General features: G+C 66.1%; 15 protein-coding genes. 9 read left to right on the top strand and 6 right to left on the bottom strand.

The genetic code is table 11. The annotated features are described in order from the left end of the window. Window positions 1-53 precede the first annotated feature (53 nt). Window positions 54-218, bottom strand: a complete 165-nt coding sequence (locus tag LKO27_RS03525; protein ID WP_227737278.1) for a hypothetical protein — start codon at window positions 216-218, stop codon at window positions 54-56. A gap of 223 nt (window positions 219-441) precedes the next feature. After that, window positions 442-1,932: a multicopper oxidase family protein gene (locus LKO27_RS03530; protein ID WP_227735503.1), complete on the bottom strand. Its 1,491-nt coding sequence runs from the start codon at window positions 1,930-1,932 to the stop codon at window positions 442-444. A 207-nt stretch (window positions 1,933-2,139) separates the two neighbouring features. On the opposite strand from LKO27_RS03530, the gene LKO27_RS03535 reads away from it, so the two are divergent. After that, window positions 2,140-3,339: a beta-propeller fold lactonase family protein gene (locus tag LKO27_RS03535; RefSeq protein ID WP_227735504.1), complete on the top strand. Its 1,200-nt coding sequence runs from the start codon at window positions 2,140-2,142 to the stop codon at window positions 3,337-3,339. 228 nt (window positions 3,340-3,567) lie between these two features. Then, window positions 3,568-4,926, top strand: coding sequence for a hypothetical protein (locus LKO27_RS03540; protein WP_227735505.1), 1,359 nt, complete (start codon window positions 3,568-3,570; stop codon window positions 4,924-4,926). 45 nt (window positions 4,927-4,971) lie between these two features. On the opposite strand, the gene LKO27_RS03545 is transcribed toward LKO27_RS03540, so the two are convergent. Beyond that, complete coding sequence (locus tag LKO27_RS03545; RefSeq protein ID WP_227735506.1) at window positions 4,972-5,592, bottom strand: peroxiredoxin; 621 nt, start codon at window positions 5,590-5,592, stop codon at window positions 4,972-4,974. A 184-nt stretch (window positions 5,593-5,776) separates the two neighbouring features. Next, complete coding sequence (locus LKO27_RS03550; RefSeq protein ID WP_227735507.1) at window positions 5,777-6,064, bottom strand: glutaredoxin; 288 nt, start codon at window positions 6,062-6,064, stop codon at window positions 5,777-5,779. Between the two features lie 124 nt (window positions 6,065-6,188). On the opposite strand from LKO27_RS03550, the gene LKO27_RS03555 reads away from it, so the two are divergent. From LKO27_RS03555 to LKO27_RS03565, 3 genes are all read left to right on the top strand, one after another. Beyond that, entirely contained in the window at window positions 6,189-6,893 is a 705-nt protein-coding gene (locus tag LKO27_RS03555; RefSeq protein WP_227735508.1) for a response regulator transcription factor, read from the top strand. Continuing rightward, window positions 6,890-8,029 carry a cell wall metabolism sensor histidine kinase WalK gene (locus tag LKO27_RS03560; RefSeq protein WP_227735509.1) on the top strand — a complete coding sequence of 380 codons (1,140 nt, stop codon included), beginning with the start codon at window positions 6,890-6,892 and terminating at the stop codon, window positions 8,027-8,029. Before LKO27_RS03555 ends, LKO27_RS03560 begins: the two co-directional genes overlap by 4 nt. An 83-nt stretch (window positions 8,030-8,112) precedes the next feature. Further along, the gene (locus LKO27_RS03565) at window positions 8,113-8,760 is read left to right on the top strand and encodes a DUF305 domain-containing protein (protein WP_227735510.1); all 648 of its coding nucleotides are present in this window, start codon (window positions 8,113-8,115) and stop codon (window positions 8,758-8,760) included. Window positions 8,761-9,221: 461 nt separating this feature from the next. On the opposite strand, the gene LKO27_RS03570 is transcribed toward LKO27_RS03565, so the two are convergent. Beyond that, window positions 9,222-9,536 carry a hypothetical protein gene (locus LKO27_RS03570; RefSeq protein ID WP_227735511.1) on the bottom strand — a complete coding sequence of 105 codons (315 nt, stop codon included), beginning with the start codon at window positions 9,534-9,536 and terminating at the stop codon, window positions 9,222-9,224. Between the two features lie 516 nt (window positions 9,537-10,052). Between LKO27_RS03570 and LKO27_RS15480 the strand changes: the two genes are divergently transcribed. From LKO27_RS15480 to LKO27_RS03590, 4 genes are all read left to right on the top strand, one after another. Beyond that, complete coding sequence (locus LKO27_RS15480) at window positions 10,053-10,490, top strand: DUF6153 family protein (protein WP_227737198.1); 438 nt, start codon at window positions 10,053-10,055, stop codon at window positions 10,488-10,490. Between the two features lie 179 nt (window positions 10,491-10,669). After that, window positions 10,670-11,275 (top strand): CueP family metal-binding protein, encoded by a 606-nt coding sequence (locus LKO27_RS03580; protein ID WP_227735512.1) that lies wholly within the window; start codon window positions 10,670-10,672, stop codon window positions 11,273-11,275. Window positions 11,276-11,567: 292 nt separating this feature from the next. Then, complete coding sequence (locus LKO27_RS03585) at window positions 11,568-12,134, top strand: TlpA family protein disulfide reductase (RefSeq protein ID WP_370629980.1); 567 nt, start codon at window positions 11,568-11,570, stop codon at window positions 12,132-12,134. A gap of 29 nt (window positions 12,135-12,163) precedes the next feature. Further along, the gene (locus LKO27_RS03590; protein WP_370629981.1) at window positions 12,164-12,883 is read left to right on the top strand and encodes a cytochrome c biogenesis CcdA family protein; all 720 of its coding nucleotides are present in this window, start codon (window positions 12,164-12,166) and stop codon (window positions 12,881-12,883) included. A 372-nt stretch (window positions 12,884-13,255) separates the two neighbouring features. On the opposite strand, the gene LKO27_RS03595 is transcribed toward LKO27_RS03590, so the two are convergent. Continuing rightward, on the bottom strand, window positions 13,256-14,074 hold the full coding sequence (locus LKO27_RS03595; RefSeq protein ID WP_227735513.1) for a prolipoprotein diacylglyceryl transferase: 819 nt from the start codon (window positions 14,072-14,074) through the stop codon (window positions 13,256-13,258). Window positions 14,075-14,262 lie beyond the last annotated feature (188 nt).

Here is a 14,262-nt window from a genome sequence, read left to right on the forward strand (position 1 = left end):
GCGTGCGCTGACCGTCCCCGGTCAGAGTGGACGGCCGTTCGTGGTGCGGCGGCTCAGCGGTGGCTGCCGTAGTTCTGGAGGCGGAGGCTGTTGTGGACAACGAGCACCCAGGACAATGACATCGCTGCGGCGGCGATGAGGGGGTTGAGGAGTCCGGCGGCTGCGATGGGGATTGCGGCGACGTTGTAGCCGATGCCCAGTCCCCCGGTGAGCAGCACCGTCTCCAGCCCTGCTTGCGGCGGGCTGCGATGGCGCGGGCGACGCCGGGCTTGATGGTGTCGGTCAGGGAGACTTGCACGGTGATTGAATCGCACGGAGACGAGCAGGTGGTCCGAAACCCAAGGCCGGCCGTTGCCTGGCTGGAGCGCTAACGAATCTCGCTGGACTGCTGGCGCTGGAACAGGCGCCGGAGCCGGGTTGGCCACCCCAGAGGTCCGGCGATCAGAGGTAGCGCATGGACGTCATCATCCCGACTTCTGCGTGGTAGATGTTGTGGCAGTGCAGCATCCACTCGCCTGGGTTGTCGGCGATCAGATCCAGTTCCAGGGTCTGCATCGGGGTCAGCAGGACGGTGTCTTTGCGCAGCCCCCCGCTGTCTGGGAGTCCCCAGGTGTGGCCGTGGATGTGCATTGGGTGCGCCATCATGGTCATATTGGTCATCCGCATCCTCACCCGGTTGTTGGCTGCAACTTCGAGGGGCTCGTGGTCGCCGAATTTTCGGCCGTTGATGCCCCACCCGTAGGGGTCCATTTGGCCATTTAGTTCTACGCCGAACGAGAGGTCGACATCGCCGTCAGTCAGCCGCGAACCGTCTGCGGCCCGTAGCTGCGTGCCGAGCAGCGCGTCGCCGTCGAGCTCAGGGACGGGTGTCTCTGCGGTGGGCGCGGTCCCGGATGCGGTTCGTACTACCGCCAGTGCCAGCCCCTGCTTCCCTTCTGGTCTTGCTACGAGCGGGAATGCTCCGTCGCCGAGGGTGACGGTGGCGTCGTAGCGTTCACCCATGGCGATGTAGAGGGATGCGGTGTCGCGGGGCTCGACGGGGAAGCCGTCGGAGTGCGTGACTGTCATGGTGTGGCCGCCGAGCGCGATCTTGAAGATCGTGTCGGAACCGGCGTTGATCATCCGTAGCCGGACCCGCTGTCCGGGTTCGCCGTCGAAGCTGGCTGGGGCGTCGGGGACGCGGCCGTTGATCAGGTAATGGGGGTAGGCCACGTCTCCAGCATCTCCCAGAGCGGAACCGGATCCGTGCCCCATGTCGCCCATGTTTCCATGGCCCATGCCCATGGAAACTGAGCCGTCCTTGGCGGCGAACTCCTCGAAGATCTCATCCGGGCTCCGGCCGACTCCGTCGGTCCAGTCGTCGAGGACGACGATCCACTCGTCGTCGTAGTCACCCGGCTCGGCAGGGTCGTCGATGATCAGCGGCGCATACAGACCCCGGTCGAGCTGGACTCCCGAGTGGGGGTGGAAGAAGTAGGTGCCGGGATCGGGCGCGACGAACTCGTAGTTGAAGGTGGTACCCGGCTCGATGGGTTGCTGCGTTACGCCGGGCACGCCATCGGCAGCATTGTGGAGGCGGATGCCGTGCCAGTGCACGCTGGTCGACGTCGGCAACTGGTTTTCGACGTTGATGCGGAACAGGTCTCCAGCAGTCCCGCGCAGGACAGTGGCGCCCGAGTCGTCGTAGGCCCAGGTCTTGGCGGTGACGCCGCCGAGGTCGAGGGTGACGGGTCGTGGGCGCAGGACAGATTCAACGGTGCTTCCACCGGGCGCCGGACTCAACGCGGGCGTCCGACTGATGGACGGGGGAGGTGCGCTGGATGGCGGTGCCCCCGGCGTCGCCGGCTCTGAGGGGGCAGCGCACGCCGACAGGCCGCCGCCAGCGACTCCGAGGCCCGCCAGGAGCAGCTGGCGTCGATTCAGGTAGTTCATGTATTCGATACTGCCTCCCGCTCACGGAGAAGCCATCCCCGGAAGGTTCAGGAATGGTCAAGGTTTCATGTGCCTCCTACTTCGACTGCTTGGTTCCGATGCGAACGTCCGGTCTTGACGGGACCTTGATCGAATCAGGACCTGCCGCACAGGACGGGGCGCGATGCTGTCCCTGCAGAGTTCTTACAAGAAACAAGGAGAAATTCGGTGATTCATGTTCAACGCGGCTGGCGCCGCCCAGCGTTACAGGCCACTCTCATCGCGACGGTAGCCCTGTCGCTGACGGCCTGCGGGCAGAGCGCAACAGAGCCAGGCTCGACACTCGAACCGACCAGCACCGCCCCGACGCGGGCCAGCCAATCCGCGGCCACCCGGGCGAACGACCAGGGGCGGGAGCCGGGGCAGTCCGAGGACGCGGCTGGGATCACGGGCACGGTGTGGGTCGCCAACGAGGACGGTGATTCCCTGACTGCCATCGACGCGGCGACCGGTGAAGTGGTGACCACGGTGACGGGGATCGAGAGCCCGCACAACGTGCAGGTGAGCCCCGACGGTTCCACCGTATGGGCGGTCAGCGGCCACAACAATGCGCTGGTCGCGTTGAACGCTGAAACCTACGAGCTGCGGGGCACCGCCCCCACCGGAGCCAGCCCCGCCCACGTGGTCCTGACACCCGACGGCGATCGGGTCTACGTCACCAACGCCGGGGACGACACGCTCACCGTCTATGACGCCGCCTCGCTCGAAGTCCGCGCCACCGTTGACCTCAGCGCGGGGCCCCACGGCCTGCGCCCCACCATGGACGGCTCGGCGGTGGTCGTGGCCAACACCACCGCTGGCACCGTCGACGTCGTGGACACGGCCACGAACCAGGTCACCGCCACCATCCCGGTTGGGGACTCCCCACCACAGGTGGCGGTCAGCGCCGACGGGCGATACGCCTACGTCAGCCTCATCGGAACCAGCTCGGTTGTGAAGGTCGACCTGGAGGAACAGAAAGTGACCGGCGAGGTCGCCGTTCCGGCGCCGCCGGTCCAGCTGTACCTGACTGATGACGGGACGCGGCTGCTGTCGGCCGACCAAGGCACCGACGACACCCCGGGCAGTACCGTCTCCGTCATCGACCCGGACTCCATGACGGTGGAGGCCACCATCGCCGCAGGGTCTGGTCCGCACGGCGTCGTCATCGAACCGACCGGAAAGCGTGCCTGGGTCACCAACCTCTACGACGACACCGTCTCCGTCATCGACCTGACCACGGACGAGAGCGTGGCCTCCGTGCCTGTCGGGGACAAGCCCAACGGCATCAGCTATAGCCCCCTGCCGCCCGCGGCCGGTCCGTCGGCCGTGGAGGTTGTTGTCCCTGAGTACGCCACGGGAACCGGGGGCAGCCACGATGAGCACTGACCGCGGACGCGGCCTACCTTGACCGAAACTTCGTCGGATCGTTGGCGAATGCACGGGTGCCGGGGGCGCACAATAGGTCCCATCCCCACCCTGGGGGTGCATCAACGACCGTCTCGACGGGGTGATCACAGTGGCCGTGGAGCACTTGAGCAGGACCCTGGTCAGCACACCCGTGCGGTGTGGATGTGAGGCCGGGCCGCTACTGCCGGCGGGGGCAGGAGTTGCCGGATGAACCCCAATCTCTTCCTGCTCGGCGGAGTGCTGGTCATGCGCTCTCGGGTGCGGCGCCGTGACCGCTGGGATCGGCGCCGGCTGCTGGGGTTCCAGCACGCTCAGCTTCGGCGCCTGCTGGACTACGCCAGGGCGCACTCGCCCTACTACAGCGAGGTCTTGGATGGGAAGGAAGGCGCGCCGCTATCAGCGCTGCCGGTGCTGACCAAGAAGGACCTGATGAGGCACTGGGATCGGATCTGCACGTCCGCCGATCTACGGCTGGCTGATGTCGAACAGCGGCTGCGCGATCTCCAGACCACCGGTGATGACCCGGCGCGGGCGTGGCGGCGTCGGTGGCTGGCGGCGACGGGCGGCACCACCGGAGTGCGTGCGACGTTCGCGTGGAACAGACGAGAGTGGACCAGGGTCTTGGCCTCCTACGCGCGGGTGAATGACTGGGCCGATGTCCACGTTGGCCCCGGCGCACCGTTGCGGACCGTGATCGTCAGTTCCCGCGACCCGAGCCACCAGTCAGCAGTGGTCGGAGCCAGCCTCCGGTCCGGCATTGTTCCCACCCTGCGGCTGGACGCCCACCTCCCCGTGAAGGAAATGGTGGCCCAGATCAACGCGTTCCAGCCTCGCCTGCTGGTGGCATATTCTTCCCTCGTCGGGCCGCTGGCGAACGCCCAACTTGAAGGAACCCTTCAGATCTCGCCTGAGAAGGTTGTCGCCGCCTCCGAAGTCCTGCCCGCACCGGCCCGCGCCGCAGCGATGTCGGCCTGGGGGCACCACGCGCTGGTGGATACCTACGCTGCGACGGAGACTGCAGGGATCGCCTCGACCTGCTCGCGGGGCGGATGGCACTTGTACGAGGATTTCGTCATCATCGAGCCTGTCGACTCCTCCTACCAGCCGGTGCCTGCGGGCAGCCCCTCTGAACGAGTTCTCGTCACAGTCCTGTTCTCCCGCACGCTCCCACTGATCCGCTACGAACTCACCGACAGTGTTCGCCTGTCAACCGCGAATTGCTCGTGCGGTCTCCCCTTCGCCCTGCTCGAATCGGTTGATGGACGCAGCCAAGACACCTTGACACTGCCCGGCCACGATCGGGAGGTCAGGGTCCATCCGGTGGTGTTCGCCACCGCGCTGCAGAACTCGGCGCCCAACGGTTGGCAGGTGGAACAGCATTCCGACCACCTTCTCGTCCGTCTGGTTTCCCCAGTCGACGACCCGCACCAGGCAGGGGTAGAAGTTGAGAAGGCGCTACGGAATCTCGGGGTCGAGACGATGCCGATAGAGGTTGTCGCAGTCGATGGGTTGCGCCGAACCCGATTGGGTAAGGCCCCGCTCGTCACAGCGCTGGTGACAGATTGACCGCCGCTGCACCCTTCCTGATCTCGGCGCAAGGGAGAGTCGAGATCAGCTGAGTCGCTTGACAGCCTCGTCGAGGAGTTCTTGCGGCTCGAGCCACATCGAGGGGTAGTTGCCGTTCCAGCGCTGGACGCCCTCGCCGTCGATGAGTACGAAGCCGTGCCCGGGCATTCCGGGGTGCATTCCCTTGTCGAGGACGTCGTAGGCCTTGGAGACGGTCCCGTCGTCGAGGAGGTAGGGCGTGGTGACGCCGAACTGCTGCATGTCAGGCAGGATCTGCTCTGCGGTGTTCATGACGATCGGGATCACCTCGATGCCGGCCTCTGCGAAGCCCGGATGCTTCTCGATCTCGGCCATCTGCATGGTGCACGACGCGCAACCCGCGCCCTCGTTGAAGTAGATGATGACCGGGCTGGGCCGGAGCGCGCTGAGCGTGACCGTGCCCCCGTCGGTGGTGGGGAGCGTGAAGTCAGGAGCCAGGCGCGAGGTGTCGCCCTGCTCGGGGACCGCCGTCCAGAGGCCGTAGCCGGTGATGGCCAGCACCACCACCGCGACGACGGCGCTGAGCGCGCGCGTCAACGTGCGGTTCCGTCGGTTGCGTGCCTGTTCGGCCTCCTGCTGGACCCGGAGCTGCGTCCGCCGGGAACGTTCGGGCTTGGTCTGGCTCATCTGTGCTCCTTCGACGGGGCGGTTGCCAAGGGCTGGGTTCCGGCGGGGACCGGGGCGGATTCCGTGTCGTCGCAGCAGGCGTGCTCTTCGACGGCGGGGCGAGGGAGTGCTTGCTGCGGTCCCGCAGGGTCGCCAGGACGAAGACCGACACCAGGGCCCCCGGCGCTCAGCAGGTCGGCACCCATCAGCGCGCGTCCAGCTGTTCGACGAGCCGGGCGAGCTTGCCGCGGGAGATCCTGCCGTCGTTGAAGAACCGCCCCCCGACCAGGGTGAGCGGGAACATCCGGGGGCGATGTTCACCGATCAGGGCCTGGCCGGCGGGGGAGTCCGCGGGCACCGTCGACAGCTTCAGGAGCCCCCTGCCGGCGAGTTCGCCGAGGCGCGCGTGCGCGTCTTCGCAGAAGTGGCACGCCGTCGTGGTGACCAGTGTGACCTCCACGACGTCGGGCGGCGATGCCGTGATCTCGTCCATGGGTCCAGACTCGCGGGCGGAAGTCTGGTATCGGTCCACGTGCGGTCAAGGTTCAGCCAAGGTCCATCATGGTCCGACCAGCGGAGGCCATACGCGGTGTCAACCTGGGCTAATACTTGTCTTCATGGTTGAGTCAACGGGTGCACGGGTGTTGGTGGTCGATGATGAGCGCGCGCTGGTAGGGATCGTCTCCTCCTACCTGCGGCAAGATGGGTTCCGGATCGCCGAGGCCTACACCGGACCCGACGGCGTCGCGCTGGCCCGGGAACTCGACCCAGACGTGATCATCCTCGACCTCGGGCTGCCGGGACTGGACGGGATCGAGGTATGTCGGCAGGTCCGGACGTTCTCGGACTGCTACATCCTGATGCTGACCGCCCGCGTCGACGAGGTCGACAGACTCATCGGACTGTCCGTCGGTGCGGACGACTACCTCACCAAACCGTTCAGCCCGAGGGAACTCGTCGCCCGGGTGAAGACGGTGCTCCGACGACCCCGACGACCCCCGAATGGAGCGGCGGGCGAACCCTGGCGCGAATTTGGTGGGTTGCGCGTGGATCCGGGTGGCCGCGACGCGTGGGTCGGGGAAGAGTTGGTGTTGCTGACTCGGACCGAGTTCGACATCCTCGACGTCCTGTCCTCCCGCCCGAACCTCGCGCTGAGCAGGCGCCAGATCATCGACGAGGTGTGGGGGCCGGGCTGGGTCGGCGACGATCACGTCGTCGACGTCCACGTGGCCAACCTCCGCAAGAAGCTCGGTGACCCGCCGGCTGAACCCGCCTACATCCTCACGGTCCGCGGGGTGGGCTACCGGATGGGCGCGGGATGAGGCGGCCGGGGGAGTTCGTGGGCAGTTTGCGGTGGGGCACCCGGACGTTCCTGACCCAGGCGCTGGTGGTGACGGCCAGCGTGATCACCGCCGCACTCGTCGCGGTCGTCGTCGGGCCGCCCCTGTTCCACGAGCACCTGCTGAAACTCGGGCACTCGGGCGGGTCGGCGGAGATGGCGCACGTCGAGGAGGCCTTCCTCGACGCCGGTGTCAGGTCGCTGGGCATGGGACTTGTCGTGGCGCTCACCTTGGCTTTGGGCCTCGCGTGGCTGGAGACCAGACGGTTGCAACTACCGCTCGAGCAACTGACCGCCGCCGCCAGCCTGCTCGAGGCAGGTGACTACTCGGCGCGGGTCGCGGCGGGTGGGACGAGCCCGGAGTTCGAAGCCCTCGGGAAAGCGTTCAACGACATGGCAGGCAGGCTGGACTCAACAGAGGAGAGCCGGCGGCGGCTGCTGTCCGACGTCGCGCACGAACTCCGCACACCCTTGGCAACGCTCACGGCCGAACTCGAGGCCCTGGCCGACGGCGTGATCCCGTGGGACGAGGACAGCGAGAACCTCCTGGCGCTGCAGGCGGCCAGGCTCCAGAAGGTCGCCCTCGACCTGCACGACGTCTCCCGCGCCGAAGAGGGCAGATTCTCACTGGACACCCAGCCGTTGTCGGTGGCCGAACTCGCCGACCACGCCGTCGCCTCATTCGAAGCCAGGTTTGTGTCCAAGGGCGTGGACCTGGAGTCCGATTCGGACGGCAGCATCGTCGCCGCGGACCCGCAGCGAGTCGGCCAGATCCTCGGGAACCTGCTGGACAACGCGTTACGGCACACCCCTCCCGGTGGTCACGTGCGCATCGAGGCGCGAGAAGCCCGCGAGGATGCCGTTATCACGGTCAGGGACTCAGGGGACGGTCTCTTCGCAGACCAGCTGGTGCGGGTGTTCGACCGGTTCTACCGTGCCGACACGGCCCGCGCACGGGACGCCGGGGGGTCAGGTATCGGGCTCACCATTTCACGCAGCCTCGCGCTCGCACACGGCGGCTCCCTCACGGCATCCAGCCCGGGACCGGGCCGCGGCTCGACGTTCACGCTGCATCTTCCGCGCGTCTCCGAACCGGGACGCTTCTTGACCGAATCTTGACCATTCGCAGACGCAACCCTGACCCACCTTTCGTAGCATCCACTGCGGACCGGCACCCCCGTCGGCCAGGAATGGAGCCAGAAATGTCTCGCAAGAACCAGATCGCAGCCACTCTGGGCGGTCTGCTGGTCGCGGCTACTCTCTCGGCCTGCGCAGCCCCAACGACCACGTCGGACACCGCCACGCCCACGGCCTCATCCTCGGCCACGGCATCGGAGTCCCCGAACACCACGTCTGATCCGACCGCGGACGTCTCAACCGAGCACAACCAGGCCGACACCACGTTCGCGCAGATGATGATCGTCCACCACGAGGGCGCGATCGAGATGTCCGAACTGGCCATCGAGCGAGCCGAAACCCCCGAGGTCGAGGCGCTCGCGGAGCGGATCGCCACCGCCCAGGGCCCCGAAATCGAGCAGATGAGCGCCTGGCTCACAGCTTGGGGCGAGGAGACCACGCCGTCAGGGCACGGCGGGATGGACATGGGCGGCATGGACATGAACGGCATGAGCCAGGAGGAGATGATGGGCGAACTCGAAAGCCTTTCAGGTGCCGAGTTCGACAAAGCTTTCCTGGAAGGGATGCTCGCCCACCACCTGGGCGCCGTCGAGATGGCCGAAAAGGAACTCGCCGACGGTCAGAACCCCGAAGCACTGGCGCTGGCCGAAAAGATCATCGCCGACCAGCAAGCAGAGATCACCGAGATGGAGGAACTGCTCGCGGGGCTATGACACGTCTCACCCAAGGAACCGCACCCATCCCGGCCGTCCGCCGGAGTGGGTGCGGTTCTTCCCCGTGCTGGGCAGACGCGTCCTTGGACGAGCGGGGGCGGGGCGGGGCGTCTTGAGCAGGTGCCCCGGGATCAGGCTGCCGGGACTGCAGACGTGGGATCGGCGTCGAACAGGTCAACACAGTCTCTGCAGCAGAAGAAATACCGTTGGTCGCCGACGTCGCGAACCAGTCCGTCAGCCTCGGCCCTGGACCTGAGCGTGGCGTTGCCACGCACCACACAGCTGACGACCTCGTCGCCCGGCCCCGCAACCACGTCATGGCGCTGACGGTGACCGTGCGGGTGGCCGCCGTGGGCTCCCGAATCGCCACAGCACCCGCTGTGGTTCCCTTCGCTGCACTGATGATTCTTCATCTGATTTCCTTTCGATCTCTGGGGGTTTTCTGTGAGTCAGCACAGCGGTCACTCGTGATGGCCGGTGTGCTCGTCGGGGGTGGTCGCTGTGGGTGTGGGCACCTGGGACTCGGGGGCACTGGGCGCGACAGGGTTGAACAGTGGGCCAATGACGAAAGCCGAGAAGGCGAACAATGCCGAGAACACCGCCACCCCGATGGCCGGTGCTTTCCAGGTGCCGAAGCGACGGCGGATGCGCCGCAGGAGGGGAATGCTCAACAGGAGCCCGACCACATATAGGATTGTGTTGCCCAGGAAGCCGGTGAGGATCGCGGCGCCGGCGAGGAAACCGACGTGGTGCATGACGTGGGGAGCGAGCCCCATCAATGCCCCGACGGTGGCGCGTGTGCCGGCCCAGATCGTCCCCAAGCGTCCCCGCGCACGGACAACCACAACAGGGTTGGTTTGACCGCTTTCGACTGATGTGGCGTCCATGTCTGAAGCATCCGGCGATGACATCAGGGAAGGGCATCGACTGGGTCAAGATCCGGCCAAGAAGCAAAGCACCTTCATCCTGGCAGTTGCATCGTCTGTCTCGCCATACGTCTCGGCAGGTGGGGTGCGGTGACGACGTGGACACCAAGGTTGTGCAGGCAACCTTCAGGCCTGGGTGTTCACGGCGTCGCGGAAGGCTCCAAAGTGCTCGGGGGCAGGCAGTCCCGACTCGCCGACTTGGAACACAGCCTCCTCAACTGTAGGAAGCGCACCGGTTTCCTGAGTCCCTCCCTTGGCCACGACTTGGGCGATAGGGGTGCTCCGAGGCACCTTCCCCAGCCCCGGCAAGGCGCAGCAGCCCGGCACCGATGGCGCACCCATATACTGGCCGCCATGGCATCGATGATGGCAGCGCGAACCGGCGGTCGTCCCCGGTTCGTGCGCGCCTTCGTGCTGCTCGCCAGCCTCTCGGTGATCGCCGTCATCCTGGGGCTGCTTACGATGCACACTCTGAACCTGCACGGCACCCCGGCCGCACGCGGACCCTCCATGCTGACCATCTCCACGACTCAGGGGACCCCCCTCGGCGCTGGCGCGGCGGAACAACACCATCAGGCAGGTCCCGCAGTTGCGTCATGCGCCGACTGTGGAACCCCCGGTGACCACTTGGGCATCGCGATAGCCTGCGTGCTTGCACTAGTGATACTCCTGCTTGTGGTTCCGCCCCCGGTCCTTCTTCCAGCGTGGATGAGCGGCGCCGGAAGGGCCAGCCCTCTCGCCGTCGTCACACGACTTCTCAACCGTGCCCCATCGCTGCACGTTCTCTGCGTCAGCCGCATCTGATCGGTCAGGATCCGCAACCCCAGGCTTTGGGGCCAGGTACGGCCACGGCCCTGCACCGCCTGGTCCAGCGGCCCTCGATGCGACTCTCCCATCGCAGCCGTGACCTATCCAGCGCGGCCTTTCAATTGGCGGTCGCACCATCTTTCTGACAACCTCTCCCAACCCTCAAAAGGATCCCGATGTCACTCCAACACGCACGCCCACGCTGGCGGTCCCACGCCATCATCGCCTCGCTGTTGGCAACTCTCATCCTGGCCAGCTGCGCCACAGCAACCACCGACGTGGCCGTTGAACCGCCCAGCGGCACCGACTCATACCTGGCTGACCACGGTCTCGCCGGACTGGACGCCAGGCAGATCATAGAAATGCTCGACACGATGCCGGTCTCGCAACGGCCCAGTCTGATCGCCTCCGTACGTCCGGATGAACTCGTCCTCACCGACGATCAGGCCGGGGCGAGCCTGCCGATGCCGGACGACGAGTTCTACTTGTCGCTGGCCCCATTCCGCAGCCAGACACACGACTGCTATTTCCACAGCCTCACCACCTGTCAGGGTGAACTGGCGAACATCGACGTCCAGGTCACTGTGACTGACAACGACACCGGCGAAACCTTGATCGACGAATCCCGCAGAACCTACGACAACGGTTTCCTCGGCCTTTGGCTCCCCCGAGGCGTCGACGCGACCCTCACAGTTGAAACAGGTGGGCAGTCGGCGAGCACGACGATCTCCACCGCAAACCCTGAAGACCCAACCTGTCTGACGACGCTCCAGCTCACCTGACCAGCTGTCCAGCCCCGCATGCCCGGCGCGGAACCCATCACCGAACGACACATTTCCCCCATGCACAATCACAACTCTGGAGGTAGGCACCAGTGGGCCCCAATCACTGCACCATCCATGCCGTAGGACATGGGCAGGTTCCTGAATCTGATCCCAGAAGCAGCGCGCCGACGTCGCTCAGTGCACCGTCGGTGCCAGTTGCTGTCGCTGCCGTCTGCCATCCCACACCCGTAACGCACCATCTGGCGGCCAGGAGCAACAACTGTCACGGGGTGCTGCCGTGATGCAGCCCGTGAAGGCCGCCGTGGTGTGGCTGACAGCAGCCGCCGCCATGCTCCTCGGAGCCTGCTCAGATCCCCGAGGAGTAGGGGTGGACGCCGACACCGTCGGCTTCCAGGTAGGTGATGGATCAGTCACGATCATCCCGCCTGAACACCGACAGGAGGCACCGGTGCTGGCCGGTCAGACTCTGGAGGGTGAGCCGCTGTCCACAGGCGACTTCAGTGGCCAGACCCTCGTACTCAACGTGTGGGGATCATGGTGCGCCCCCTGTCGGGCCGAAGCGCCCGCCCTCGTGGAGGTAGCCACGCAGCTGCCCGAGGTCCAGTTCATCGGCATCAACACCCGCGACCTCGACCCAGCACCGGCGCAAGCGTTCGTGCGTGCCTTCGACATCCCCTACCCCAACATCTATGACCCCGACGGTGCGCTGCTGCTCGACTTCGGACAACTGCCACCCAAGGCGATCCCGAGCACCCTGATCATCGACGCGCAGGGGCAGGTCGCAGCGCGGATACTGGGCGAGACAACAGCGTCCACACTGGCCGGCGTAATCCAGGACACCCAGGAGGGCGCGTGATCCTTCTTGAGTCCTGGGCCAACGAGGCGATGTCCTCGTCGCTGTTCCTCGCGATCCCGGTAGCGATGTTGGCCGGCATCATCTCGTTCGCTTCACCGTGCATCCTTCCCCTGCTGCCCGGCTATCTGTCCTACGCCTCGGGTCTCGGGGCCGCCGAGATCACCGAAGGCACCGGCAACCGCCGACTACTGGTGCTCGGTACCGTCGGTTTCGTGCTTGGGTTCGCGCTCGTTTTCGTGCTCACCGGCGCGGCCCTGGGAGGCCTCGGCGCGGTGCTGCTCACCCACGAGCGCCTCATCACCATCATTGCCGGGATCCTCATCATCGTCATGGGACTCGGTTTCGTCGGATGGCTCCCACTACCCGCACAGCGACGGCCGCGGACCCCCCGCGCCGGAGCACTCGCATCCCCCCTTCTGGGCATTGCATTCGGCCTGGGGTGGACGCCGTGTATCGGACCCACCCTGTCGGTGGTACTGACCTTGGCTCTCAGTGAAGGCTCAGCGGCTCGCGGCGGGCTGCTGGCTTTCGCCTATGCGCTGGGGCTTGGCCTGCCCTTCTTGGCCTTCGCGATGGCCTTCACCAAGCTCGCTGGGCATCTCGAGTGGCTCAAACGCCACCAACGCATCCTCCAACGCGTCGGCGGCGGGCTGCTCGTGGGGGTCGGTCTGGCCATGGTGACCGGTCTGTGGACCATTCTCGTCGCCTATCTGCGGCAGTGGGCCTCGGCCTTCGAAACGATCCTGTGAGCCCGATCCATAGTGAGCGCAGAGGCGCCGGCGTGGACGCGGCCACGACATCGACAGCCTGATCTATCCCGGTTATGATCTCGTCCTCTCATGGAGACGTGGCCGCCACTGCACGGCGCACCGGATCAGCGGGAACCTGCCACCGAGGATCCTGGCGGCGCAAAAGACCAGCGACGCTGTGAGTCCGAGCAGCATCGGGAAGTTGATATCGCACGGACCAACCGTTCAGGAAGAGTGATGAGTTTCCCAGCCGGACACTCCCTGGTGCATGACGCCGGGGTTGTGCGTGCCGTTGAAGCCCATGTGGGTCTGGGACATGCGGACGTGGTCGGCGAACTCGCGTCCAATCGGCTCGGCCGCTCCGGCGGGTGCTCAGCCCTGAAGCGCAGACGTGCGTGCGGCCACTACCGGGACAGCTGGAATCTCTGGTTCGCTTGTCCTGTCGGCTTCTGGAGTCGTGGCCTGCCCGTGCAGGGCGTAGCGAACCAGCAGAATTGCGCCGCCGAGGATGCTTGCGGCACCGAACACTTGCGCCTCGGTGAGTCCGAGCAGGATCGGGTTGTTGATCCGGACGAACTCGACGAGCAGCCTGGCCAAGCCGCTGAGGATCAGGTAGGACCCGAACACCGCGGCCGGCTGCATTCGACGAGCGATGATCCACAGGATTCCGGCGATCAGGAACGCTCCGGCGGCCTCGTAGAGCTGGGCGGGGTGGACGGGCACGTTGATGGGGACTGCGCCGTTGGGGAATGCCATGCCCCAGGGCAGGTCGGTGGGTTTGCCGTAGGTGCCGTCGCCGGCGAGGAAGCAGCCGATCCTGCCGATGCCGTAGGCCACCGACAGTGGCGCTGCCATCGCGCCGACGACCTTGGCAAGGGACAGGTGGTTGCGGCGGGTGAGCACGAGAACCGCTAGTGAGCCGCCGATCAGTCCCCCGTACCAGACGAATCCGGAGCCACCCAGCATGTGCCAACTCAAGTGGTCGAGGTTCGCCACTAGGAAGTACAACTTTGCCCCCACAAATCCCCATACCGTTGCCCACAACGCAAGCGAGTAGGCGAGGTCCCTGTCGTAGCCGATCCGCTGGAAGGTGCGGCCGAGCAGGAAGCCCCCGACCAACAGGGCCAGGGCCTTGCTGACTCCATAGGATTGGACTTGGAATCCGAATACCGAGAACAGCTCAGGCCACACGGCCAACTCCCATCGTTGAGAACACCCGTCTTGTCGCGCCCCCGTGCTGGGGAGCCGACCCCAGTCTCGGCCGGCCGGATCAAGCATCAGGTCAGATCTTGCCAAGGCTTGGTCAAGATCCATGGGGCCGTCGGGTGTTGACGGGATCTTGATCGAAGCCTTACCGGCTTTCAACACCGGTCGGGTGA

The organism is Tessaracoccus sp. OS52, from assembly GCF_020687685.1.
GTDB lineage: Bacteria > Actinomycetota > Actinomycetes > Propionibacteriales > Propionibacteriaceae > Arachnia.